At 59.3% G+C, this 24819-nt stretch carries 19 protein-coding genes; 13 read left to right on the top strand and 6 right to left on the bottom strand.

Annotated elements, in window-relative coordinates:
* The first annotated feature begins 7 nt into the window (after window positions 1-7).
* The 13 genes from CFII64_RS22815 (at window position 8) to CFII64_RS22755 (ending at window position 17148) form a co-directional block, all read left to right on the top strand.
* Complete coding sequence (locus tag CFII64_RS22815) at window positions 8-1438, top strand: sigma-54 dependent transcriptional regulator (protein WP_020293216.1); 1431 nt, start codon at window positions 8-10, stop codon at window positions 1436-1438.
* 717 nt (window positions 1439-2155) lie between these two features.
* The gene (locus tag CFII64_RS22810; RefSeq protein ID WP_020293215.1) at window positions 2156-3565 is read left to right on the top strand and encodes a polynucleotide adenylyltransferase PcnB; all 1410 of its coding nucleotides are present in this window, start codon (window positions 2156-2158) and stop codon (window positions 3563-3565) included.
* Between the two features lie 15 nt (window positions 3566-3580).
* On the top strand, window positions 3581-4066 hold the full coding sequence (folK, locus tag CFII64_RS22805) for a 2-amino-4-hydroxy-6-hydroxymethyldihydropteridine diphosphokinase (RefSeq protein ID WP_044901624.1): 486 nt from the start codon (window positions 3581-3583) through the stop codon (window positions 4064-4066).
* Window positions 4067-4292: 226 nt separating this feature from the next.
* Window positions 4293-5093 (top strand): 3-methyl-2-oxobutanoate hydroxymethyltransferase, encoded by an 801-nt coding sequence (gene panB, locus CFII64_RS22800; protein WP_020293213.1) that lies wholly within the window; start codon window positions 4293-4295, stop codon window positions 5091-5093.
* Entirely contained in the window at window positions 5090-5947 is an 858-nt protein-coding gene (gene panC / locus CFII64_RS22795) for a pantoate--beta-alanine ligase (RefSeq protein ID WP_020293212.1), read from the top strand. Before panB ends, panC begins: the two co-directional genes overlap by 4 nt.
* 2 nt (window positions 5948-5949) lie before the next feature.
* Window positions 5950-6330, top strand: coding sequence for an aspartate 1-decarboxylase (panD, locus tag CFII64_RS22790; RefSeq protein WP_020293211.1), 381 nt, complete (start codon window positions 5950-5952; stop codon window positions 6328-6330).
* 182 nt (window positions 6331-6512) lie between these two features.
* Complete coding sequence (pgi, locus tag CFII64_RS22785; protein ID WP_020293210.1) at window positions 6513-8177, top strand: glucose-6-phosphate isomerase; 1665 nt, start codon at window positions 6513-6515, stop codon at window positions 8175-8177.
* 137 nt (window positions 8178-8314) lie between these two features.
* Complete coding sequence (gene acs, locus CFII64_RS22780; protein ID WP_020293209.1) at window positions 8315-10252, top strand: acetate--CoA ligase; 1938 nt, start codon at window positions 8315-8317, stop codon at window positions 10250-10252.
* A 131-nt stretch (window positions 10253-10383) separates the two neighbouring features.
* Entirely contained in the window at window positions 10384-11256 is an 873-nt protein-coding gene (locus CFII64_RS22775) for an oxygenase MpaB family protein (protein WP_020293208.1), read from the top strand.
* 143 nt (window positions 11257-11399) lie between these two features.
* Complete coding sequence (locus tag CFII64_RS22770; protein ID WP_020293207.1) at window positions 11400-12578, top strand: acetyl-CoA C-acetyltransferase; 1179 nt, start codon at window positions 11400-11402, stop codon at window positions 12576-12578.
* 157 nt (window positions 12579-12735) lie between these two features.
* The gene (locus CFII64_RS22765) at window positions 12736-13752 is read left to right on the top strand and encodes a class I SAM-dependent rRNA methyltransferase (RefSeq protein ID WP_020293206.1); all 1017 of its coding nucleotides are present in this window, start codon (window positions 12736-12738) and stop codon (window positions 13750-13752) included.
* A gap of 108 nt (window positions 13753-13860) precedes the next feature.
* Complete coding sequence (locus tag CFII64_RS22760; protein ID WP_020293205.1) at window positions 13861-16827, top strand: DUF748 domain-containing protein; 2967 nt, start codon at window positions 13861-13863, stop codon at window positions 16825-16827.
* A 39-nt stretch (window positions 16828-16866) separates the two neighbouring features.
* Window positions 16867-17148, top strand: coding sequence for a DUF2845 domain-containing protein (locus tag CFII64_RS22755; RefSeq protein WP_020293204.1), 282 nt, complete (start codon window positions 16867-16869; stop codon window positions 17146-17148).
* Window positions 17149-17446: 298 nt separating this feature from the next.
* On the opposite strand, the gene CFII64_RS22750 is transcribed toward CFII64_RS22755, so the two are convergent.
* The 6 genes from CFII64_RS22750 to infB all read right to left on the bottom strand — a co-directional run bounded on the left by CFII64_RS22750 (window position 17447) and on the right by infB (window position 24817).
* On the bottom strand, window positions 17447-17800 hold the full coding sequence (locus CFII64_RS22750) for a BON domain-containing protein (protein ID WP_020293203.1): 354 nt from the start codon (window positions 17798-17800) through the stop codon (window positions 17447-17449).
* A 290-nt stretch (window positions 17801-18090) separates the two neighbouring features.
* Entirely contained in the window at window positions 18091-20196 is a 2106-nt protein-coding gene (gene pnp, locus CFII64_RS22745; protein WP_020293202.1) for a polyribonucleotide nucleotidyltransferase, read from the bottom strand.
* A 173-nt stretch (window positions 20197-20369) separates the two neighbouring features.
* Entirely contained in the window at window positions 20370-20639 is a 270-nt protein-coding gene (rpsO, locus tag CFII64_RS22740; RefSeq protein WP_002555121.1) for a 30S ribosomal protein S15, read from the bottom strand.
* 151 nt (window positions 20640-20790) lie between these two features.
* The gene (truB, locus tag CFII64_RS22735) at window positions 20791-21708 is read right to left on the bottom strand and encodes a tRNA pseudouridine(55) synthase TruB (RefSeq protein WP_020293201.1); all 918 of its coding nucleotides are present in this window, start codon (window positions 21706-21708) and stop codon (window positions 20791-20793) included.
* A 3-nt stretch (window positions 21709-21711) separates the two neighbouring features.
* Window positions 21712-22125 (bottom strand): 30S ribosome-binding factor RbfA, encoded by a 414-nt coding sequence (rbfA, locus tag CFII64_RS22730; protein ID WP_020293200.1) that lies wholly within the window; start codon window positions 22123-22125, stop codon window positions 21712-21714.
* Between the two features lie 160 nt (window positions 22126-22285).
* Window positions 22286-24817, bottom strand: a complete 2532-nt coding sequence (gene infB / locus CFII64_RS22725) for a translation initiation factor IF-2 (protein ID WP_020293199.1) — start codon at window positions 24815-24817, stop codon at window positions 22286-22288.
* Between the last annotated feature and the right edge of the window lie 2 nt (window positions 24818-24819).

The following is a 24819-nucleotide window of genomic DNA, read 5'->3' as shown; positions in this document are numbered from 1 at the left end:
CGAATCAATGCCGCATATTCTGATCGTCGAAGACGAAACCATCATCCGCTCGGCCCTGCGTCGCCTGCTGGAACGTAACCAGTACCAGGTCAGCGAAGCGGGTTCGGTGCAGGAAGCCCAGGAACGATTCAGCATCCCGTCGTTTGATCTGATCGTCAGTGATTTGCGTTTGCCCGGTGCGCCCGGCACCGAGCTGATCAAGCTGGGTGAAGGCAAGCCCGTGCTGATCATGACCAGCTACGCCAGCCTGCGCTCGGCCGTGGACTCCATGAAAATGGGCGCCGTCGATTACATCGCCAAACCGTTCGACCACGATGAAATGCTCCAGGCCGTGGCGCGGATTCTGCGTGACCGTCAAACCGTGCAAAGCATGCAGGCCGACCGCAGTCTGGCCAAGGCCAACGCTTCGGACAAAGGCGTGGTCGACAACAGCAATGGCGAGATCGGCATCATCGGCTCTTGCGCGCCGATGCAGGACCTTTACAGCAAGATTCGCAAGGTCGCGCCGACCGATTCCAATGTCTTGATCCAGGGCGAATCGGGAACCGGTAAGGAATTGGTGGCGCGTGCGCTGCATAATCTTTCCCGCCGCGCCAAGGCGCCGATGATTTCGGTGAACTGCGCAGCGATCCCGGAAACCTTGATCGAGTCCGAACTGTTCGGCCACGAGAAAGGCGCCTTTACCGGAGCCAGCGCAGGCCGTGCCGGTCTGGTCGAAGCGGCCGACGGCGGCACCTTGTTCCTCGATGAGATTGGCGAGTTGCCCCTCGAAGCCCAGGCGCGATTGCTGCGCGTGCTTCAGGAAGGCGAAATTCGCCGGGTAGGTTCGGTCCAGTCGCAGAAAGTCGATGTGCGCCTGATTGCCGCGACGCACCGCGACCTGAAAAGCCTGGCCAAGGTCGGCCAGTTCCGCGAAGACCTTTATTACCGCCTGCACGTGATCGCGCTGAAGCTACCGGCCCTGCGTGAACGTGGCGCCGATGTGATCGACATCGCCCGCTCCTTTCTTGCCAGGCAAAGCGCCAAGGTCGGTCGCACCGACCTGAAGTTTGCCCCGGACGCCGAACAAGCGATTCGCCATTACACTTGGCCAGGCAATGTGCGCGAGCTGGAAAATGCCGTGGAACGCGCGGTCATTCTGTGCGAAAGCCCGGAAATTTCCGCCGAACTGCTGGGCATCGACATCGAACTGAGCGACCTGGACGACGAGGACTTCATCGGCCTGCCCGCGCAACATAATGCATCCAGTTCCACCAGCCACGAGCCCACCGAAGACTTGTCCCTTGAGGATTACTTCCAGCATTTCGTCCTGGAACATCAGGATCACATGACCGAAACCGAGCTGGCACGCAAACTGGGCGTCAGCCGCAAGTGTCTGTGGGAACGTCGTCAGCGCCTGGGCATCCCGCGCCGCAAAGGTGTGGCCAGCGAAACCTGATCGAGAAAGGCCGCGCAAGGCTCTAAACCCGAGCGTGCGCGCCTTGTGTCGAAGGTGTTACCTCAGCAATCCCAACGTAACAAAAGCCGGGTCTTACGGTAACGAAGTCCCGGCTTTTTTATGCCACCAGAAAGCCACCCCAACGCCAGAGCGCCCGGTTTTAAAGGGTTTCTAAAAGTTGGCACAGGTTCTGCAATATCTCTGGCACAAGAACAACAAAAACGCGCAGTAGCAAAACCCACAATAAAAACAATACGTATCGACTCACGCATAACAAGAACAAAACGGCGGAGGCGCAGCTAACTGATTCTTTTGGAGAGGAGTTGTATTTGGGGCTTGCCCCACGACCAGGCTGAGAACAATAAAAACTACCCCAAGGTAGCGCCTGAACTGGTTGGATCGAATGATCATTGCAACGCAGCGACCAAAGCAATCCGTTTGCTCTTGACTCCCGATTGGGAGGGTTCACAGACCAAAAGTCTCGTGAATGGGCACTTAACAAAAACAAAAAGCCCGAACAGACAATAAAAATAAAGAGCATAGACTTTGGGGGAGCTTCGGCTCCCCCAGTAGCTTGCGTAACAAAACCGTTCACCCCCTTCTTGCAAGCCTGTCGCGCAGCTTCCTACACCATCCCCCGACTAAATGCTAGAATCCCCGCCCATCGTGCGGTCACTCTTCGTATTTGGCCGAATATTCCTTCAAACAGTGCATCCCATGCTGAAGAAGCTGTTCCAGTCTCTCCGTTCCCCACTGCGTAAACCGCAGCAACACATCCGCAGCACACCTGAAGTGCTCAACAGCAGCCAACACTCGCTGCAACGCAGCCAGTTCAGCCGCTACGCGGTGAGCATTGTCGAGCGCCTGCAAAACGCTGGCTACCAGGCTTATCTGGTCGGTGGCTGCGTGCGGGACCTGATGCTGCATATCGAACCCAAGGATTTCGACGTCGCCACCAGCGCCACGCCGGAACAGGTTCGCGCTGAATTTCGTAACGCCCGAATCATCGGCCGGCGCTTCAAGCTGGTTCATATTCACTTCGGTCGTGAAATCATCGAAGTCGCCACCTTCCGCGCCAATCATCCGGTGGATGATGAGGACGAAGACAGCAACCAGTCGTCGCGCAACGAGAGCGGCCGGATTCTGCGCGACAACGTTTATGGCACGCTTGAAGAAGACGCCCAGCGTCGCGACTTCACGATCAATGCCCTGTATTACGACCCGGTTTCCGAGCGCGTGCTCGATTACGCCAATGGCGTACACGACATCCGCAATCGCCTGATCCGTCTGATCGGCGATCCGCAGCAGCGCTATAAAGAAGACCCGGTGCGCATGCTGCGCGCCGTGCGTTTCGCGGCCAAGCTGGATTTCGGCATCGAAAAACACAGCGCGACGCCGATCCGGCCGTTGGCACCGATGCTGCGCGATATTCCGTCGGCGCGTCTGTTCGAAGAAGTGCTCAAGTTGTTCATGTCCGGCTACGCCGCGTCGACCTTCGAAATGCTGGTCGATCTGGAACTGTTCGATCCGCTGTTCCCGGCCAGCTCCAAGGCCCTGGAATACAATCCGACCTACACCCATACGCTGATCAGCGAAGCCCTGACCAATACCGATCTGCGCATCAAACAGAACAAGCCGGTTACGCCGGCATTTCTGTTTGCGGCCCTGCTCTGGCCAGCCTTGCCCGCCAAAGTCCTGCGTCTGCAGGAACGCGGCATGCCGCCGATTCCGGCGATGAACGAAGCGGCGCAAGAGTTGATCATCGAGCAGTGCCAGCGCATCGCTATTCCGAAGCGCTTCACCATGCCGATCCGTGAAATCTGGGACATGCAGGAACGTCTGCCGCGTCGCTCCGGCAAGCGTGCCGACATGCTGCTCGACAACCCACGGTTCCGCGCCGGTTACGATTTCCTGCTGCTGCGCGAAAGCGCTGGCGAAGAAACCGATGGCCTGGGCGAATGGTGGACCGATTATCAGGAATGCAACGACAGCGAACGTCGCGAGATGATTCGCGACCTGAGCAGCAAGCCAGACGCCACAGGCGCACCGCCGCGCAAACGCCGCCGCACCAGCGGTGCCAAGCGCAAACGCGCTGCTGGCGACGCGCCGAATGCTTCCGGCGAATGATCCAGGGTTGCTGACATGGAACGCGTCTATATAGGCATGGGCAGCAACCTGGCCGATCCCGCCGAGCAATTGCGCAGTGCGATCAACGCCTTGACGCTGCTGCCGAACAGCCGGTTGATCGGCGTTTCAGCCTTGTACATCAGCGATTCCTTGCTGCCGGGCCAACCCCGTTTTACCAATGCGGTTGCCGCGCTGAATACCGGGTTGACGCCGCTGGAGCTGCTCGACAGGCTGCAAGCCATCGAGCTTGACCAGGGCCGCGAGCGTCACGAGCGCTGGGGGCCACGCACCCTGGACCTCGACATCCTGCTGTTCGGTGAGCGCCTCATCGACGAAGCGCGTCTCAAAGTGCCGCACTATCAGATGCACGCCAGGGCCTTCGTGCTCTATCCGCTGGCCGAGCTTGCCGCCGATTTGCAGCTGCCGGATGGCCGTTCCCTGAGTCAAATGCTCGCCGATTGTCCCTTCGAAGGACTTGAGCGCCTGCCGGCCCAAGCCTGACCCGGTAACAGGTCCGCTGTTACGGGTCGGCACGCGGTAACACCCGCAATTGACTTCACGTCCCCTCCTCACGAAGATAGGCGTCCCCGCCAGCCTGTTCGCTGGCCCATGGGCGCAAGCAGGACTCGGTAAACACCGCAAAAACGACGGTGTACCTGCTTTTCCAGGATGAATCTCACGCGTTGCTCGCCGTAGTGTTCACAGCGCCTGATCGAGGACTTTTTCCATGCCAGATATCACTGTTACGTCGTTGCTGGGCCTGAAACAAAAGGGTGAGAAAATCACCATGCTGACCTGCTACGACGCGACCTTTGCCCATGCTGCAAGCCAGGCCGGCGTCGAGGTGCTGCTGGTCGGCGATTCGCTGGGCATGGTCCTGCAAGGTCATGACAGCACGTTGCCGGTTACCACCGCCGAGATGGCCTATCACGTGGCCTGCGTCAAACGCGGCAATCAGGGCGCGCTGATCATGGCCGACCTGCCGTTCATGTCCTACGCAACCCTCGATCAGACCTTCGCCAACAGCGCCGCGCTGATGCAGGCCGGTGCGCACATGCTCAAGATCGAAGGCGCGGCCTGGCTGGCGGAATCGATTCGCCTGCTGGCCGACCGTGGCGTCCCGGTGTGCGCGCACATGGGCCTCACCCCGCAAGCGGTGAACGTGCTGGGCGGTTACAAGGTGCAAGGCCGAGTGGAAACCCAGGCGCGGCAAATGCGTGCCGATGCCATCACGCTTGAGCAGGCTGGCGCGGCGATGCTGCTGCTCGAATGCGTGCCCAGTGAGCTGGCGGAAGAAATCAGCCATGCCGTGAAGATTCCGGTCATCGGCATCGGCGCAGGCAGCGCGACTGATGGCCAGGTGCTGGTCCTGCACGACATGCTCGGGCTGGCCATCACCGGTCGCGTACCCAAGTTCGTGAAGAATTTCATGGTCGGTCAGCCCGACATTCAATCGGCATTGCAAGCCTATGTTGCGGCAGTCAAAGACGTCAGCTTCCCGGCAACTGAACACGGATTTTCAGCATGAACACAGTTAAAACCGTGCGCGAATTACGCGCGGCAGTCGCACGTGCGCGCAGTGAAGGCAAGCGGATCGGCCTGGCGCCCACCATGGGCAACCTGCACAGCGGTCATGCGGCGCTGATTACCAAGGCTGCGCAGCGCGCGGACTTCGTGGTTGCCACCATCTTCGTCAATCCGCTGCAGTTCGGGCCCAACGAAGACCTGGCCACTTACCCGCGCACTCTGGCCGCGGATCAGGAAAAACTGCTCCAGGCCGGCTGCCATCTGCTGTTCACGCCGACGGTCGAAGAAATGTATCCCCACGGCATGGCCGACCAGACCATCGTCAGCGTACCGAGCCTGTCCGAAGGACTGTGCGGCGCCAGTCGTCCGGGCCACTTCGATGGCGTCGCCACAGTAGTCAGCAAGCTGTTCAACATGGTCCAGCCGGATCTGGCCGTGTTCGGCGAGAAAGACTTTCAGCAACTGGCGGTGATCCGTGCGCTGGTGCGCGACCTGAACATGCCGATCCAGATCATCGGCGAGCCGACGGTTCGGGCGGCGGACGGTCTGGCGTTGTCCTCGCGCAATGGCTACCTCAGCGAAGAACAACGCGCCGTTGCGCCTGAGTTGTACCGCGTCATCTGCCAGATCGGCGACGCCATCAGCAAAGGCGAACAGGATTTCAACGCGCTGCTCGACCAGGGCAAGCAGCAGCTCGAAGCGGCCGGTTTGCGCATCGACTATCTTGAAGTTCGCGAAGCAACCAGCCTGCGCCCGGCGACTGCCGAAAACCGTGACCTGGTCATTCTGGCGGCGGTTTTCCTGGGCAAGACGCGCCTGATCGATAACCTGCACCTGAACCGGGAACCTGCATAACCATGCAAAGCATCATGTTGAAGGCCAAGCTGCACCGTGCCGAAGTCACTCACGCCGTGCTCGACTACGAAGGCTCGTGTGCGATTGATGGCGAGTGGCTGGATCTGTCCGGGATTCGCGAGTACGAACAAATCCAGATCTACAACCTGGACAATGGTGAACGTTTCACGACCTATGCCATTCGCGGCGAAGCCGGCTCGCGGATGATTTCGGTCAACGGCGCGGCCGCTCATAAGGCGAAAGTCGGTGATCGCGTGATCATCTGCGCCTATGCTCAGTACTCCGAAGCCGAGCTTGAGCATTTCAAGCCGCGAATGCTGTACATGGCTCCCGGTAATGAACTTAGCCACACCAGCAATGCCATACCGGTACAGGTGGTCTGACGAACCAGCACCGAACATGTTTAATGCCCGGACGATGTTGTGTGAAAAAGTACCGAGCCCAGGTAAAGCGAAGCGCAGACAAACAGGCGCACAGGTATTAGTCTCCAAGACCGTAAACCCTGTCTGATCCCGCTCGCTTTTAAGGTCCAAAGCCAGTTCCAAGTACAAGGAAACCCGCAGCGATGGCGTACTACCGCACCCCTTCCGACGTGACCAGCCTGCCCGCTTGGCAGGCACTCAATCAACACCGCGAAGCCATGCAGGATTTCAGCATGCGTGAAGCGTTCAACGAAAACCCGCAGCGTTTCAGCGAGTTCACCCTGAGCAGTTGTGGTCTGTTTCTCGATTACTCGAAAAACCTGATCACCAATGAAACCCGCGATTTGCTGGTGAGCCTGGCCAACGAAGTCGGCCTCAAGGAAGCCATCAAGGCGCAATACGACGGCGAGCTGGTCAATTCGTCAGAAGGCCGTCCGGCGCTGCATACCGCGCTGCGTCGTCCGGTTGGCGACAAGCTGCAGGTCAACGGCGTCAACGTGATGCCTGACGTTCACAAAGTCCTCAACCAGATGACTGATCTGGTCGGCCGCATTCACGACGGTCTGTGGCGCGGCTACACCGAGAAGCCCATCACCGACGTGGTGAACATCGGCATCGGTGGTTCGTTCCTCGGCCCTGAACTGGTGTCCGAGGCGCTGCTGTCCTACGCGCAGAAAGGCGTTCGCTGTCATTACCTGGCGAACATCGACGGCAGTGAGTTCCACGAGCTGACCTTGAAGCTGCGGGCTGAAACCACGCTGTTCATCGTCTCGTCGAAGACCTTCACCACCCTGGAAACCCTCAAGAACGCGACCGCTGCCCGTGCCTGGTATCTGGCGCAAGGCGGTTCCGAGGCCGAGCTGTATCGTCACTTCATCGCCGTGTCGAGCAACAATGCCGCTGCCGTGGCGTTCGGCATCCGCGAAGAAAACATTTTCCCGATGTGGGACTGGGTCGGCGGTCGTTATTCGCTGTGGTCGGCCATCGGCCTGCCCATCGCGCTGGCCATCGGCATGTCCAACTTCAAGGAATTGTTGTCCGGCGCATATTCGATGGATCAACACTTCCTGACCTCGTCCTTCGAACAGAACATGCCGGTGCTGCTGGCGTTGCTGGGGGTCTGGTACGGCAATTTCTGGGGCGCGCAAAGCCACGCGATCCTGCCGTACGACCATTACCTGCGCAACATCACCAAGCACTTGCAACAACTGGACATGGAATCCAATGGCAAGAGCGTACGCCAGGACGGCACGCCGGTTTCCACCGACACCGGCCCGGTCATCTGGGGCGGCGTAGGCGCCAACGGTCAGCATGCTTATCACCAGTTGCTGCACCAGGGCACGCAGATGATCCCGGCTGACTTCATCGTGCCGATTGTCAGCTTCAACCCGGTCGCCGATCACCACCAATGGCTGTACGCCAACTGCCTGTCGCAAAGCCAGGCCTTGATGATGGGCAAGACCCGCAGCGAAGCCGAAGCGGAACTGCGCGACAAGGGCATGGCCGAAGGCGACGTGCAAAAGCTTGCGCCGCACAAGGTCATCCCCGGCAACCGTCCGAGCAACACCCTTGTGCTCGAACGCATCAGCCCCCGTCGCCTCGGCGCACTGGTGGCGATGTACGAACACAAAGTCTTCGTGCAAAGCGTGATCTGGGGCACCAACGCCTTCGATCAGTGGGGCGTGGAGCTGGGCAAGGAAATGGGCAAGGCGGTTTACCAGCGCCTGACCGGCGGCACCGACGAGCCGGCTGACGACGCGTCGACCCAAGGCTTGATCAATTATTTCCGTGGTCGTCACCGCGGCTGATCAAGCGCTCAACGCAACATCCGAACCCGCCGTTCTCGCAAGAGACGGCGGGTTCTGCGTTTCTGGGCCTGGATTAAACCCACTCAGGCTCGACGCACTACACTGCCCTGTGACCTCCACAAGAATAAGGAACCGTCATGTTCGATATCAGCAGATATCCCCAAGCCGATGCCGTGCGCCAGGCGGCGCAGCTGAACGCCGCCGACTATCAGCGCATGTACCGCGAATCAGTGGAACAACCCGACCTGTTCTGGGCCGAACAGGCGAAAATCTTCCTCGACTGGTCAGCGCCGTGGAACGAAGTGCAGCGCACCGATCTCAATACCGGCGAAGCCCAGTGGTTTGCAGGCGGCAAACTCAATGTCAGCTACAACTGCATCGACCGTCATCTCCAGCAACGAGGCGAGCAGATAGCCATTATCTGGGAGGGTGACAATCCTTCTGAATCCGCTGAAATAACCTACAAAAAACTCCATCACAACGTCGCCCGCCTCGCCAACGTACTGAAAAGCCGTGGCGTTAAAAAAGGTGATCGGGTGTGCATCTACATGCCGATGATTCCTGAAGCCGCCTACGCCATGCTTGCCTGCACGCGGATCGGTGCGGTGCATTCGGTGGTCTTCGGTGGTTTTTCGCCGGATGCCCTGCGTGACCGGATTCTCGATGCCGACTGCCGCACGGTGATTACCGCTGACGAAGGCGTGCGCGGCGGCAAATATGTGGCGCTCAAACAGAATGTCGACAAGGCACTGCAAAGTTGCCCGAACGTCAGCACGGTGCTGGTGGTGCAACGCACGGAAGGCGATGTGGATTGGGTGCCGGACCGCGATATCTGGTATCACGAAGCCGTGCGCGGCATCAGCGATGACTGTCCGCCAGAACCGATGGACGCTGAAGACCCGCTGTTCATCCTCTACACCTCGGGCAGCACCGGTAAACCCAAGGGCGTCCTGCACACCACCGGTGGCTATTTGCTGCAGGTGGCGATGACCCACAAATACGTGTTCGATTACCGCGACGGCGAAGTCTTCTGGTGTACCGCGGATGTCGGCTGGGTGACCGGCCACAGTTACATCGTCTATGGCCCGCTGGCGAATGGCGCGACGACCCTGATGTTCGAAGGCGTGCCCAGCTACCCGGACAGCTCGCGTTTCTGGCAAGTGATCGACAAGCATCAGGTGAATATTTTCTACACGGCGCCCACTGCGTTGCGCGCTTTGATGCGTGAAGGGCTCGCCCCCTTGCAGGACTCCTCACGGGAAAGCCTGCGTTTACTTGGCAGCGTCGGTGAGCCGATCAACCCGGAAGCGTGGGAATGGTATTTCCATCACGTAGGCAAAGAGCGCTGCCCGATTGTCGATACCTGGTGGCAGACCGAAACCGGCGGCATTCTGCTAACCCCGCTGATCAGCGCCAGCCGGATCAAACCGGGCTGCGCCACGCAGCCGATGTTCGGCGTGCAACCGGTATTGCTCGACGACAAGGGTCAGGAAATCCACGGCGCGGCCAGCGGCCTGTTGGCGATCAAGGCCAGTTGGCCGGGCCAGATCCGCAGCGTCTATGGCGACAGGCAGCGCATGATCGATACCTATTTCAAGCCGTATCCCGGCTATTACTTCACCGGCGACGGCGCGCGTCGCGACGAGGACGGCGATTACTGGATCACCGGGCGCGTGGATGACGTCATCAATGTTTCCGGCCATCGGATCGGAACCGCCGAAATAGAAAGCGCCCTGGTGCTGCACGACAGTATTGCCGAGGCTGCCGTGGTGGGTTACCCACACGACGTCAAAGGCATGGGCATCTACGCCTTTGTCACGCCAATGAATGGCGTCGAACCCAGCGAGGAGTTGCGCAAGGAACTGCTGGCCCACGTCAGCTCGGAAATCGGCAGTTTCGCCAAACCCGAGCTGATCCAATGGGCGCCCGCACTGCCCAAGACCCGCTCGGGCAAAATCATGCGGCGCATTCTGCGCAAGATCGCCTGCAATGAACTGGACACCTTGGGCGACACTTCCACCCTCGCTGACCCGAGCGTGGTGGAAGGGCTGATCGACAAACGCTTGAATCGTTGAGCGAAGCGGGGCATGGTCCCGCACAGGTTCCGTAGGAGCGGCTTCAGCCGGGAGAGCAACCTCGCGGCGGAAGCCGCGCCTACGGGATTACGCGTCAATTCAAGTGGTTATGTTTTGTTCGATGAGAGCCCATGGAATTCATCAGAAGTCGTATCGAAACCCAAGTCATGAGCCTCACCGGGCTGTCACTCGGCCAGCTGGACCTGGAAAACCCCAAGGGCGATCCCGGTTTGTTCGGGCCGCAGGCCATCTGCTGGCAAGTTCACGGTGACTTTCCCAGCATGTTGATCGGCGGTATCAGCGCCCTGATGTTGCAGGCGCTGCATCCGCTCGCCCTGGCCGGTGTCTGGGATCACTCCAACTTTCGTCAGGACATGCTCGGCCGCTTGCGGCGCACCGGGCAGTTCATTTCCGGCACCACTTTTGGTTCCACTCAGGACGCCAACTGGCTGATCGACAAGGTGCGCACGATTCACCTGCAAGTGACCGGAACTGCGCCTGACGGCCGACCTTACGCCGCCAGCGACCCTGATTTGCTGACCTGGGTCCATGTCGCCGAAGTCAGCAATTTCCTCGCCGCGCATTTGCGCTACCTGAACCCGAACCTTTCTCTTGCGGATCAGGACAAGTACTACAACGAAACGGCGCTCATCGCTGAACGGCTCGGCGCGCGGAATGTGCCGCGTTCGTCGCAGGAAATCGCCGATTATCTGGCAGCCATACGTCCGCAGTTGCTGTGCGACGAGCGCAGTCGGGAAGTCTTGCGCCTGCTGCTGGCGGCCCCCGCGCCAAGCTGGATGGCCAAACCCATGGGTTCGCTGATGATGCAGGCGGGTATCGAATTGCTGCCTGACTGGGCCAGCGCAATGCTCGATCTGCATCAGTCCGCCTTGCAGCGCAAGATGATTCGCGCCGCCGTCAAACGCAGCGCTCCGGTACTGCGCTGGGCGGTGCGCAATGGCTCGATTCATCGTGCCCGGCGGCGCATGGGCCAGTCAGCGTAATCACAAGCCAAAACGGATACTGGTCGGTTCTGGAATGGAAGCGCCCGCCATTTGTGTGACAACATGGGCCTCTTCATCACAACGACTCGGGACCGCTGCATCAGTCCCGACGTAAAACCCTAACAAAAATGAGGATCCGCGCCATGCAAGACGTCGTTATCGTTGCCGCCACTCGTACCGCTGTCGGAAGTTTCCAGGGTTCCCTGGCAAATGTTTCCGCTGTCGATCTGGGCGCGGCCGTCATCCGCCAGTTGTTGGCGCAGACCGGCCTTGATGGCGCGCAAGTCGATGAGGTGATCATGGGCCAGGTTCTCACCGCCGGCGCCGGGCAAAACCCCGCGCGGCAGTCGGCAATCAAGGCGGGCCTGCCGTTTGCGGTTCCGGCCATGACCCTCAATAAAGTCTGCGGCTCGGGCCTCAAAGCGCTGCATCTGGCAACCCAGGCGATTCGTTGCGGCGATGCCGACGTGATCATCGCCGGCGGCCAGGAGAACATGAGCCTGTCCAACTACGTCATGCCGGGCGCACGCACCGGATTGCGCATGGGCCACAGCACGCTGGTGGACACCATGATCAGCGACGGCTTGTGGGATGCCTTCAACGATTACCACATGGGCATCACTGCCGAGAACCTCGCCGACCAATACGAAATCAGCCGCGAAGCGCAGGATGCCTTCGCTGCGCAATCCCAGCAGAAAGCCGTGGCCGCTATCGAAGGCGGGCGCTTCGTCGAGGAAATCACGCCGATCCTGATCCCTCAGCGCAAAGGCGACCCGATTGCGTTTGCCACTGACGAGCAGCCGCGCGCTGGAACGACCGCCGAGTCGCTGGGCAAGCTCAAGCCTGCCTTCAAGAAAGACGGCAGCGTCACAGCGGGCAACGCCTCGTCCCTCAATGACGGCGCCGCAGCCGTGATCCTGATGAGCGCCGCCAAGGCCGAACAGCTCGGCTTGCCGGTGCTGGCGCGGATCGCGGCCTATGCCAACGCGGGCGTCGACCCGGCGATCATGGGCATCGGCCCGGTCAGCGCCACCCGCCGCTGCCTGGACAAAGCCGGTTGGTCCATCGAGCAACTGGACCTGATCGAAGCCAACGAAGCCTTCGCGGCACAGTCTTTGTCGGTCGGCAAGGAACTGGGCTGGGACATGGCCAAGGTCAACGTCAACGGCGGCGCAATCGCCCTGGGCCACCCGATCGGCGCATCGGGCTGCCGCGTGCTGGTGACCCTGCTGCATGAAATGATCAAGCGCGACGCCAAAAAAGGTCTGGCGACCTTGTGCATTGGCGGCGGGCAAGGGGTTGCACTGGCGTTGGCGCGGTAAACATTAGCGCCAGTGCTCTTCCCGTAGGACCGGCTTTAGCCGGGAGAACGCTCTCCCGGCTAAACCGGTCCTACGGGATTGCGCCTTGTTCAGCGATCTCTCCCCACATCACTTACCTGATAAACTGCCGCGCCCATTCCAGCCCAAGGCGCTTTGCATGTCTTCCTTGATTCAGGCGCTAAGCGTCGCCCTCGATAACCGCCAATCCTTGCTGGCCCAACTGCATCAACAGAGCACGGACTGTTATCGGCTGTTCCACGGCAGCCAGGAAGGCGCCAGCGGCCTGACCATCGACCGCTACGGCCCGCAATTGCTGGTGCAAAGCTTTCACACCCGCCTTGAGCGTGACGCGCTGCTGGAACTGCACGCCACGATCAATACGCGCCTGAACCTCGACACACTGCTGGTCTACAACGACCGGTCACAAGGCAATTCCCGAATCGACCGGGACGACGCTGTCTACCAGGCTGAAGACGCAGCGCTGCAAGACCTGATCGGTCACGAATGGGGTCTGAATTACCGCGTACGCGGGCGTCATGCCGGGCAAGATCCGCTGCTGTTCCTCGACCTGCGCAACACGCGCGGCTGGGTCAAGCAGCACAGCGCAGGCAAAAGCGTGCTCAATCTGTTCGCCTATACCTGCGGCGTCGGTTTGAGCGCTGCAGCGGGCGGTGCAAGGGAAGTCTGCAATCTGGATTTTGCCGAGGGCAATCTTGCCGTCGGCCGTGAAAACGGCGCGCTCAACCCGCAGTTGCCGAAGATGGAATTCATCCAGTCCGATTATTTCCCCGCAATCCGGCAAATGGCCGGGCTGCCTATCGCTCAGCGCCGTGGGCACAAGCTGCCGGACTACGTGAAGCTGGATCAGCGCCAGTACGATCTGGTGTTGCTCGACCCGCCCGCCTGGGCGAAAAGCGCTTTCGGCACGGTCGATCTGCTGCGCGATTATCAAAGCCTGCTCAAGCCCGCGCTGCTGACCACGGCAGACAATGGCGTGCTGATCTGCTGCAACAATCTGGCAAAAGTCAGCATGGAAGACTGGCGTGAACAGGTGCTGCGCTGCGCGACCAAGACCGGTCGCCCGGTGCGTGAGTGGCAGATCATGCCGCCGGCCGAGGACTTCCCGTCCATGGACAATCAGCCGCCGCTCAAGACGTTGATCCTCCAGCTTTAAGCCACACAGCGTTCAGAGACTTCCTACAAGTACAAAAGGCGTCACCTTCGGAACCAGATTGGCGTGCCATACTCAAAGGACCTCCGATATAGAAAGACGACGCCTCACATGTACAAAGGATTGAAACGCGCGATTGGCGCCCTACTGGTGGTCTTCGGCCTCTATACCGTACTGGGCTTTCTCATTCTCCCCGGCGTTGCTTTGCGTATCGCCAACCAGCAACTGGCGAATTACGCCACTGTTCCGGCCCGCATTGAACGCCTGGAGCTGAATCCGTTCAGCCTGGAAGTGACGCTGTGGGGCCTGAATATCGGCGCGCCCGGTAAAGAACAGGTCGGTTTCGAAAAGCTGTATGCCAACCTGCAGATCGACAGCCTCTGGACCCGCGCCCTGCATTTGCAGGCCGTGGAGCTGCTCAAACCCAAGACCGAGCTGTTGTTCGACAAGCAGGGCAAGCTGAATCTGGCCCAGCTGTTCAAGCTGCCGCCCAGCGAACCGGTGCAAGATGAACCGCCCGGCAAGCCCTTCCCGCTGCGTATTGACCAGATCAAACTGGCGGACGGCTTTGTCCATTTCCAGGACCTGCGCCCCAGCGAACCCATCGAATTCCTCTACGACAAGCTCAACTTCGAGCTGAAGAACCTCAGCACCCTCCCGGAAGACAACGCCGACATGACCCTCGTCGCGGCGGGTCCCGAAGGCGGCCAGATCGATTGGGTCGGGCGGATCAGCCTGGTGCCGATCACGTCCGAAGGCACACTGAAAATCACCGACGGCAAGATGAAAGTCTGGTGGCCGTATGTGCGCGACGCCTTGCCGCTGGCGTTGCAGGACGGCGTGCTGAATTTCAGCACTGCCTACACACTGAATCTGTCCAAGGACACCGAGCTCAAGCTGACCGACCTGGCGCTGAGCGTGGCGCCGTTTGCGATCAATGCGCCTGACGGCCGCCCGCTGGTGCGCCTGCAGCGCCTGGATGTGAGCGAGACATCGGTGGATCTGGCCAAACAATTGGTCAGCGTCGGCAAAATCCGCAGCAGCAAGCTCGAAACCTGGGCCGCTCGCGAAGCCGACGGCCAGCTGGATTGGCAGAAACTGTTCGCCAGCCAGCCAGGCAAAGCGGCGCCACAGCCCGCCAAGGCCCCGGCGGTGGATGAAAAGGCCCCGGAACCGGGCGCGCCAGCCGTTGCGCAAGCGCAAGCCGAAGCCCAACCGGCAACGGCCTCCAAGCCATGGCAGGTGCTGCTCAAGGATGTGCAGTTGCGCGATTATCAAATCCACCTGGCCGACCGCGTGCCGAAAGAGCCGGTGGCCATTGATGTCGGCCCGCTGAATCTGGACGTGCAGAACTTCGACAGCCTGAATAAATCGCCCTTCACCCTCAAGCTGGATACCGGCGTCGGCAAGCAAGGCAATCTCACCGCGGCGGGCGACGTGAACCTGAACCCGGTCAGCGCGCGACTGCAAGTGACCACCAAGGACATCGACCTGCGCGTCGCCCAGGCTTACATCAGCCCGTTCATCCGCCTTGAATTGCGCAGCGGCATGCTCGGCAGCGACCTGGCGGTCAACCTGAAAAACACCGAGCCGCTGGCGTTCAGCATCGACGGCAAGGCGCAGGTGGACCAACTGCATACACTCGATACGCTGAAACAGCGGGACTTCCTCAAGTGGCAGCAGCTGACGCTTGAAGGGCTGAACTATGAGCACGGCGACAGCCTGAACATTGCCAAAGTGAACCTGGCGCAACCCTACGCGCGCTTCATGATCAACGATGACCGCACCACCAACGTTGATGATTTGCTGATCCCGCAGCCGGCGGATAAAACCCCGACAGCCAAGACCACGGCGAGTGCGAGCAAAGAAAAACCCCTGGGGATTCGTGTTGGCGAGGTCAACATCAATGACGGCTCGGCCAACTTTGCCGACTTCAGCCTGACCCCCAACTTCGCCACCGCCATCCAGCAGCTCAATGGCCAGATCGGCACGCTGGACAATCGCCAGTCCAAACCCGCCACGGTCAACATCAACGGCAAAGTGGATCGCTACGCGCCGGTGACCATCAAGGGCAGCCTCAATCCTTTCGACCCGATGGCCGCGCTGGATATCGCGACCAGTTTCAAGCGCGTCGAACTCACCACGCTGACGCCCTACTCCGGGAAATTTGCCGGCTATCGCATTCGCAAGGGTCGACTCAATCTTGACCTGCATTACAAGATCACCAAAGGCCAGCTGCAGGCGGAGAACAAGGTAGTGGTCGAGCAATTGCAGCTGGGGGAAAAGGTCGACAGCCCGGACGCGATGGACCTACCAATTCGCCTGGCGATCGCGCTGCTCAAGGATACCGAGGGCAAGATCTCCATTGAGCTGCCGGTTTCCGGTGACTTGAACAACCCGCAATTCAGCGTCATGCCGATTGTCTGGCAGACCCTGCGCAATCTGGTAGTGCGCGCCGCGACCGCGCCGTTCAAGTTCATTGGCGGGCTGGTCAGCGGCGGAGGCTCCGAGGACCTCGGTAGCGTGTCGTTCGCGCCAGGCGTCAGCGAGTTAAGTGGCGATGCACAAAAGGCCCTGGACAAGCTCTCAGCGGCGCTCAAGGAGCGTCCGGCCTTGCGTCTTGAGATCGAAGGCACCGCTGCGGCCAGCGCTGACGGTCCTTTGATTGCCCAGGCGCGCCTGGAACGCGAATATCAGTACACCTATTACAAGATCCTCCAGCGTCGGGGCGATAAAGTCCCCGCCCAGGCTTCGCTTGTGGAGGTGCCGGAAAGCGAAAAAGCCCCGATGCTCGAAGGCATCTACCGCGCCCGCCTGAAGAAACAGCCATTGGCGCAGTGGGTCGACCTGGGCAAGGAAGAGCGCTCCAAGGTCATGCGTGACGAGATTCTCAAGTTCTGGAGCGGCAGTGACACCTTGCTGCGCGAACTGGGCCAGGAACGGGCGAGCAGCATCAAGGATTATCTGGTCGACAAAGGCAAGCTGGCCGATGAGCGCGTGTATTTCGTCGACGCCTCCTTGGGCGAAGCGCAGAAGAATGGCACCGTGATCAGCCCACTGCATCTGGATAGCGAGTAAACCTTGACCACTTCTTTCACTCTACGCGTTCTACTCGGCGTGGGCCTGCTGTCGCTGACCTGCGCGGCGCAGGCTTCGTCGCTGCGTTGCGGCAGCCAGTTGATCAGTGTTGGCGACCGGGCGTTCGAGGGGCAGCAGAAGTGCGGCGTTCCGGTCAGTCAGGACGTCATCGGCAGCAAGGAAACCTTCAACAGCACGTACCGCAGATCTGAAGAGGTGCGAGTCGAAGAATGGATCTACGGCCCTGACCACGGCATGTACCAGTATTTACGCTTTGAAGGGGGTCGGCTGGTGAGGATCGAGAGTCAGCGGCAGCGGTGAACAAACACACCGCTGGAGGCTTTGTGGGACCGGCTTTGGCCGGGAGGGCAATTGAGTGGCTCGCGACTGAAGTCGCTCCTACGGTCGCTCCTACGGTCGCTTCTACAGTCGTTCCATGGTCGAATCGCGGGCAAGGCTCGCTCCAACGGGCTGTATTCCACAATAGAAAAGGCCCCGACGTAAACGCCGGGGCCTTTAATGACCACATCCTTGTGGTCGTCGCATGAACCTTCAATCAGTCAGTCATCGCCCTTGCGGACGGCGACTGCTTGTATAACGTTCAGCGCATGTCTGTTGCTTACTCAGCTTTCAGGCCGGCAGCCGAGACGTCTTTAACGCCTTTGATTTTCTTGGTGATCGCGACAGCAGTAGCTTTCTGAGCGTCGGTCACTTTAACCATGGAGGACAGGGAAACCACGCCTTTGTTGGTTTCAACCTTGATGTCCGAACCTGGGATGCCTTTTTCAGTCAGCAGGTCTGCTTTGACTTTGGTGGTGATCCAGGTATCAGAAGTGTCTTCTTTGACTTCTTGAGTCGTGGTGTTGGCTGCCAGGACCATCGGAGCTTGAGTCGTGGTCTGTGCGAAAGCAGCGTTAGCCATGGTCAGAGTCAGGGCAGTGGCGGTAGCAGCAGCGATAGCAAACTTCTTCATACGAGTAACTCCTGTTTTTCTCTAAATCTGCGCCAGCAAGTGGCAGCAGGGTTACGGTATATATCGCAATCGCTGTGCCAACCCTCGGCCAACCATAAACCCTATATAAATCAATACTTTATAAAAACGTCGATTTTCTGGAATCGTGCAGATTGCCCGTTCGTCATCTACAGCGCGTGCAAGTTGCATGTTTCCGACGGTCGCGGGCACGAATTCTCTAAGTCTTTAATTGCGTTCATAAAAAAAGGACCCCGAAGGGTCCCTCTTTCATCGTTCAGCTAATCCGCAGATTAGACGCCCGATGCTTTTGCTGCGGCAACGTCTTTGATCGACAGCTTGATACGGCCGCGGTTGTCCACGTCCAGCACCAGTACTTCGACTTCCTGACCTTCCTGCAACACGTCGGTGACTTTCTCTACGCGAGCGTCGCTCAGCATGGAGATGTGCACCAGGCCGTCTTTGCCCGGCAGGATGTTGACGAATGCGCCGAAATCGACGATGCGCTCAACCTTGCCGACGTAGATCTTGCCGATTTCCGCTTCTGCGGTGATACCCAGAACGCGCTGACGTGCTGCCTCAGCGGCTTCCTTGGTTTCGCCGAAGATCTTGATCGAGCCGTCGTCTTCGATGTCGATCGAAGCCTTGGTCTCTTCACAGATCGCACGGATGGTCGCGCCACCTTTACCGATAACGTCACGGATTTTGTCGGTGTCGATTTTCATCGCGATCATGGTCGGAGCATTTTCCGACAGCTCGGTACGCGACTGACCAATGATCTGGTTCATCTGGCCAAGGATATTCAGGCGCGCTTCCAGGGCTTGGCCCAGAGCGATCTCCATGATTTCTTCGGTGATGCCTTTGATCTTGATGTCCATCTGCAGCGCGGTAACACCTTTGGCGGTACCGGCTACCTTGAAGTCCATGTCGCCCAGGTGATCTTCGTCACCCAGGATGTCGGTCAGGATGGCGAATTTCTCGCCTTCTTTAACCAGGCCCATGGCGATACCGGCAACCGGCGCCTTCATCGGCACACCAGCGTCCATCAGTGCCAGGGAAGCACCGCAGACCGAAGCCATGGAGCTGGAACCGTTGGACTCGGTGATTTCCGAAACAATACGGATGGTGTACGGGAACACGTCGGCGGCAGGCAGCATCGCCTGAACCGAACGACGCGCCAGACGGCCGTGACCGATTTCACGACGACCAGCGCCGCCCATACGACCACACTCGCCCACCGAGAACGGCGGGAAGTTGTAGTGCAGCATGAACGGGTCTTTTTTCTCGCCTTCCAGGGTATCGAGCAGCTGTGCATCACGGGCAGTGCCCAGTGTTGCAACGACCAGAGCCTGGGTTTCGCCACGGGTGAACAAAGCCGAACCGTGGGTCTTTGGCAGAACGCCGACTTCGATGTTCAGCGGACGTACAGTGCGGGTGTCGCGACCGTCGATACGCGGCTTGCCGTTCACGATGTTCTCGCGCACGGTGCGGTATTCGATTTCGCCGAAAGCAGCTTTGACTTCGCTGGAAGTCGGCTGGCCTTCTTCGCCGGACAGCTTGGCAACGATCTGGTCTTTCAGTTCACCCAGGCGCGCATAACGGTCGGCCTTGACGGTGATGGTGTAAGCCTGGGAAATCGCGTCGCCGAACTCGGAACGGATAGCGGCCAGCAGCGCAGTGGCTTCAGGCTTGGCGACCCAGGCCCAGGTAGGCTTGGCAGCTTCGGCAGCCAGTTCCTTGATGGCGTTGATCACGACCTGGAACTCGTCATGAGCAAACAGCACGGCGCCCAGCATCTGGTCTTCGGTCAGCTCTTTGGCTTCGGATTCAACCATCAGCACCGCTTCGGAAGTACCGGCAACGACCATGTCCAGGCTCGACGCCTTGAGTTGCTCGTAAGTCGGGTTCAGCAGGTAGCCGGTGCTTTCGTGGAAAGCAACGCGCGCGGCACCGATAGGGCCGTCGAACGGGATACCGGAAATAGCCAGCGCAGCCGAAGTACCGATCATCGCAGCGACGTCCGGATCGGTTTTCTTGCTGGTCGAAACGACGGTGCAGACAACCTGCACTTCGTTCATGAAACCTTCTGGGAACAGCGGACGGATCGGACGGTCGATCAGTCGCGAAGTGAGGGTTTCTTTCTCGGAAGGACGGCCTTCACGCTTGAAGAAACCACCAGGGATTTTACCTGCAGCGTAGGTTTTTTCCTGGTAGTGCACGGAAAGTGGGAAGAAGCCTTTGCTTGGGTCTGCTGTCTTGGCGCCGACCACAGTCACGAGAACGGTGACGTCGTCGTCAACGGTGACCAATACAGCGCCCGAAGCTTGACGGGCAATACGGCCAGTCTCGAGGGTTACGGTCGATTGACCGAATTGAAATTTCTTGATTACCGGGTTCACGGTTTCCTACCTTCTTTGTGGCTCTTGGGGAACTGGTTTCTTGCGAATTCTTGGGCGGTGCGGGGAATCGGCCCCACGACAGTCCAGATACAACTAGAGGCTGGGAGCCTGCCCGACTCGCCGAAACAACCGACGAGCCCACGACAGACAACCAACCTCTATCCGAGTCGTTATTAGCGACGCAGACCCAGACGACCGATCAGGGCGCTGTAACGGCTAACGTCCTTACCTTTCAGGTAATCCAGCAGCTTGCGACGCTGGTTTACCATACGGATCAGACCACGACGCGAGTGGTGGTCCTTACCGTTGGCCTTGAAGTGGCCTTGCAGTTTGTTGATGTTGGCGGTCAGCAGTGCAACTTGCACTTCTGGCGAACCAGTATCACCAACAGCTTGCTGGTAGTCGGTTACGATCTGAGCTTTTTCTTCAACGCTGAGTGCCATGTGGGCAATCCTTTTATCAGGAAACCGTACCAGAGGTGCGGTTTCAACAGGCCGAGAGCAAACTCTCGTATTAAAAAGTGAGGACTGACCATGCCTGTTAACAGCCATCCTCATACCGTTGAAGCAGGAAACCCCGCTTCACCGGGTTCGGTCATTCTGACCGAATCAATCGACGCGGCGCGATCCGCCCGTCTTCGCTTACTTCACCGATACCGATGAAGCGACCTTCGTGATCTTGTACCCGAACCATGCCGAACTGCGGCGCGTCCGGTGCTCTTACCGGCTGACCATGCAACCAGTAAAACGAACTGTGCTCCGAGAATTGCAGCAGCGGCCAGTGTTGCAGACCGCTGTCCGATGGCATCAGGAAGCGATCAACCGCTTCATTGCCGCCATCGGCGTGCACTTGCTCCAACTCTTCCAGAGTGACCGTCTGGGCCAGGCTGAAAGGTCCGGCTTGTGTACGACGCAACTGCGCAACGTAGGCGCCACACCCGAGTGCTTCACCAATATCTTCAACCAGTGTGCGGATATAGGTGCCCTTGGTGCAGTCCACCGACAAGCGTGCAGTCTCGCCTTCGCTTTCCAGCAATTCCAGGCGCGCAATAGTAACAGAACGCGCCTCGCGCTCCACTACTTCCCCGGCCCGAGCCAGTTTGTAAAGGGGTTGGCCATCACGCTTGAGCGCTGAGTACATCGGCGGTATCTGACTGATTTGCCCACGAAAAGCAGGTAAAACAGCTTCGATATCCGCACGACCAACGGTCACCGGACGGGTCTGTAAAACGTCGCCTTCGGCGTCGGCCGTCGTCGTCGTCTTGCCCAGTTGCATGACTGTCTCGTAGGACTTGTCCGAATCGAGCAGGTATTGCGAGAACTTGGTAGCCTCGCCAAAGCACAAAGGCAGTACACCCGTGGCCAGAGGATCGAGACTGCCGGTGTGCCCGGCCTTTTCGGCGTTGAGCAACCAGCGCACTTTCTGCAAAGCCGCGTTGGAAGTGAAGCCCAGTGGTTTGTCGAGCAGGATGATCCCGCTGACGTTCCGGCGTATACGCTTGACCTGAGCCACTCTTTATTCCTCGGTGCTTTCTGGCTTCGCGTTCTGCGCCGCGCTTTCCGGATGCTGACCGTCTTCAGCCACTGCGCGCTCGATCAAAGCCGAGAGGTGCGCGCCACGCACGACGCTTTCGTCGTAGTGGAAGTGCAACTGGGGAACGCTGCGCAGCTTCATTTCGCGGGCCAATTGCATGCGCAGGAAACCTGCGGCGGAATTGAGCACCTTGATGGTCTGGGCGATTTCTTCAGCACTGTCCTGACCCATCACGGTCATGAAAATCTTCGCGTGACCCACATCACGGCTGACATCAACAGCCGTAATGGTGACCAGACCCACGCGCGGGTCTTTGATTTCGCGGCGGATCAGCTGGGCCAGCTCGCGCTGCATCTGATCGCCAATACGTTGGGTACGGCTATATTCTTTTGCCATGTTTTGCTACCTGGTACTGACCGGGGACTAAACCCTTGCGGTCTGAAAGCGGCAAACGCCCGGCCTGACGGAAGTCGGACCGGGCGTTGCGTTTAGAGCCCATGACCGGACGCGGGGCATTTGCATGCGGCGACCTGTCATGGCTCCGATAGCTCGCGACTTAGAGGCTGCGAGCCACTTGGACCTTCTCGAAGACTTCGATCTTGTCACCGACCTTGACGTCGTTGTAGCTCTTGACGCCAATACCGCATTCCATGCCGGCACGAACTTCGGCAGCGTCGTCCTTGAAGCGGCGCAGGGATTCCAGCTCGCCTTCAAAGATAACGATGTCTTCACGCAGTACACGGATTGGACGGTTACGGTGAACAACACCTTCAAGAACCATACAACCGGCGATTGCGCCGAATTTCGGAGAACGGAACACGTCACGCACTTCGGCGATACCCAGGATATTTTCCCGGACGTCGCTGCCAAGCATACCGGTGAGGGCTTTCTTGACGTCTTCGATGATGTCGTAGATCACGTTGTAGTAACGCATATCCAGACCTTCCTGCTCGACGATCTTGCGCGCACCAGCATCGGCACGCACGTTGAAGCCGAACAGAACAGCGTTGGAGGCCAGTGCCAGGTTGGCGTCGCTCTCGGTGATACCACCGACACCGCCACCGACTACGCGCACTTGCACTTCATCGTTACCCAGGCCGCCCAAGGCGCCCTGCAATGCTTCCAGCGAGCCACGGACATCGGATTTGAGGACGATGTTAAGCGTCTTCTTCTCTTCCTGACCCATGTTCTCGAAGATGTTTTCAAGCTTGCCAGCGTGAGCACGGGCCAGTTTGACTTCGCGGAACTTGCCCTGACGGAACATCGCGACTTCGCGCGCTTTCTTCTCGTCAGTCATCACGCTCATCTCGTCGCCAGCGTCCGGCGTGCCATCAAGACCCAGGATTTCGACCGGAATCGATGGACCTGCTTCCTTGATTGACTTGCCGTTCTCGTCGAGCATTGCACGGATGCGGCCGAAGTTCGAACCGACCAGAACCATGTCGCCTTGACGCAGCGTACCGTCCTGAACCAGAACAGTCGCGACAGGACCACGGCCCTTGTCCAGACGGGACTCGACCACAACACCACGGCCAGGAGCCGAAGGCGTTGCCTTGAGTTCCAGGACTTCGGCTTGCAGCAGAACAGCTTCCAGCAGCTCGTCTACACCAGTACCCACTTTCGCGGAGACCGAAACGAACGGCGTATCACCGCCCCACTCTTCGGAAGTCACGCCGTGAACCGACAACTCGCTACGGATGCGATCGAGATCAGCGCCCGGCTTGTCAATCTTGTTCACTGCAACGACCAATGGAACACCGGCAGCCTTGGCGTGCTGGACAGCTTCAATGGTCTGCGGCATCACGCCGTCGTCCGCTGCAACGACCAGAATCACGATATCCGTCGCCTTGGCACCACGAGCACGCATTGCGGTAAACGCGGCGTGACCCGGGGTGTCGAGGAAGGTAACCATGCCGCGTTCGGTTTCAACGTGGTAGGCACCGATGTGCTGGGTGATACCGCCGGCTTCGCCTGCAGCTACCTTGGCACGACGGATATAGTCGAGCAGGGAAGTCTTACCATGGTCGACGTGGCCCATTACGGTCACAACCGGAGCACGGGAGAACGACTCGCCTTCGAACTTCAGGGACTCGGCCAGGGAATCTTCCAGGGCGTTGTCGCTGACCAGGGTCACTTTGTGGCCCAGTTCTTCAGCAACCAGTTGGGCAGTTTCCTGATCCAGTACCTGGTTGATGGTGGCTGGAGTACCCAGCTTGAACATGAACTTGATGATTTCAGCAGCCTTGACCGACATCTGCTGGGCAAGATCGCCAACAGTGATGGTCTCGCCGATCTTCACTTCGCGCACGACAGGGCCGGTTGGGCTCTGGAAACCGTGGGCGTTGCGTTTCTTCAGCTTGGCCTTGCCGCGACCACCGCGACGGAAGCTGTCGCTTTCTTCGTCGGTCGTACGTGGCGCAACACGTGGCGCTGGCGCTTTCTCTTTAACAGAGGCGCGATGCGGAGCGTTCTTGCGATCGCCGTCGCCGCCACGAGCATTTCTGTCGTCGCTGCGTGGTTTGTCCGGACGACGCTGTTCGTCACGCTTGCGCGCATCGGCAGCAGGTGCCGGAGCAGGCGCGGCAGAAACAACCGGCGCTTGTGGCGCAGGCTCGGCAACCGGAGCTGGAGCCGAAGGCGCTGCAACAGCGTCGCTGGCTGCAGCAGACCCGGCAGGCTGGTTGCGTGCGTCTTCTTCGGCGCGGCGCTTGGCTTCTTCTTCAGTCTTTTGACGAGCAGCATTTTCTACTGCACGACGTTCGTCCATTTCGCGTTTGCGCTCGGCTTCGATTTCTTCCGGGCTGCGCTGAACGAATACTTTTTTCTTGCGAACTTCAACGCTGATGCTCTTGCTGCCAGCAACGCGCAGGGTGCTCGTGGTTTTGCGCTGCAAAGTGATCTTGCGCGGCTCTTCCACTTTAGCCTTGTGACCGCTTTTCAAATGCGTCAACAGGGCTTGCTTCTCGTTATCGGTCACAACTTGCTCGGCGGCGGTGTGCGGCAGACCTGCCTCACGCATCTGCTGTAACAGGCGCTCTACCGGTGTGTCGACCACTTTAGCCAGTTCTTTCACCGTGACTTGCGTCATGC

The organism is Pseudomonas sp. CFII64, from assembly GCF_000416235.1.
Lineage (GTDB): Bacteria > Pseudomonadota > Gammaproteobacteria > Pseudomonadales > Pseudomonadaceae > Aquipseudomonas.
This window is presented reverse-complemented; position numbering and strand designations above follow the sequence as displayed.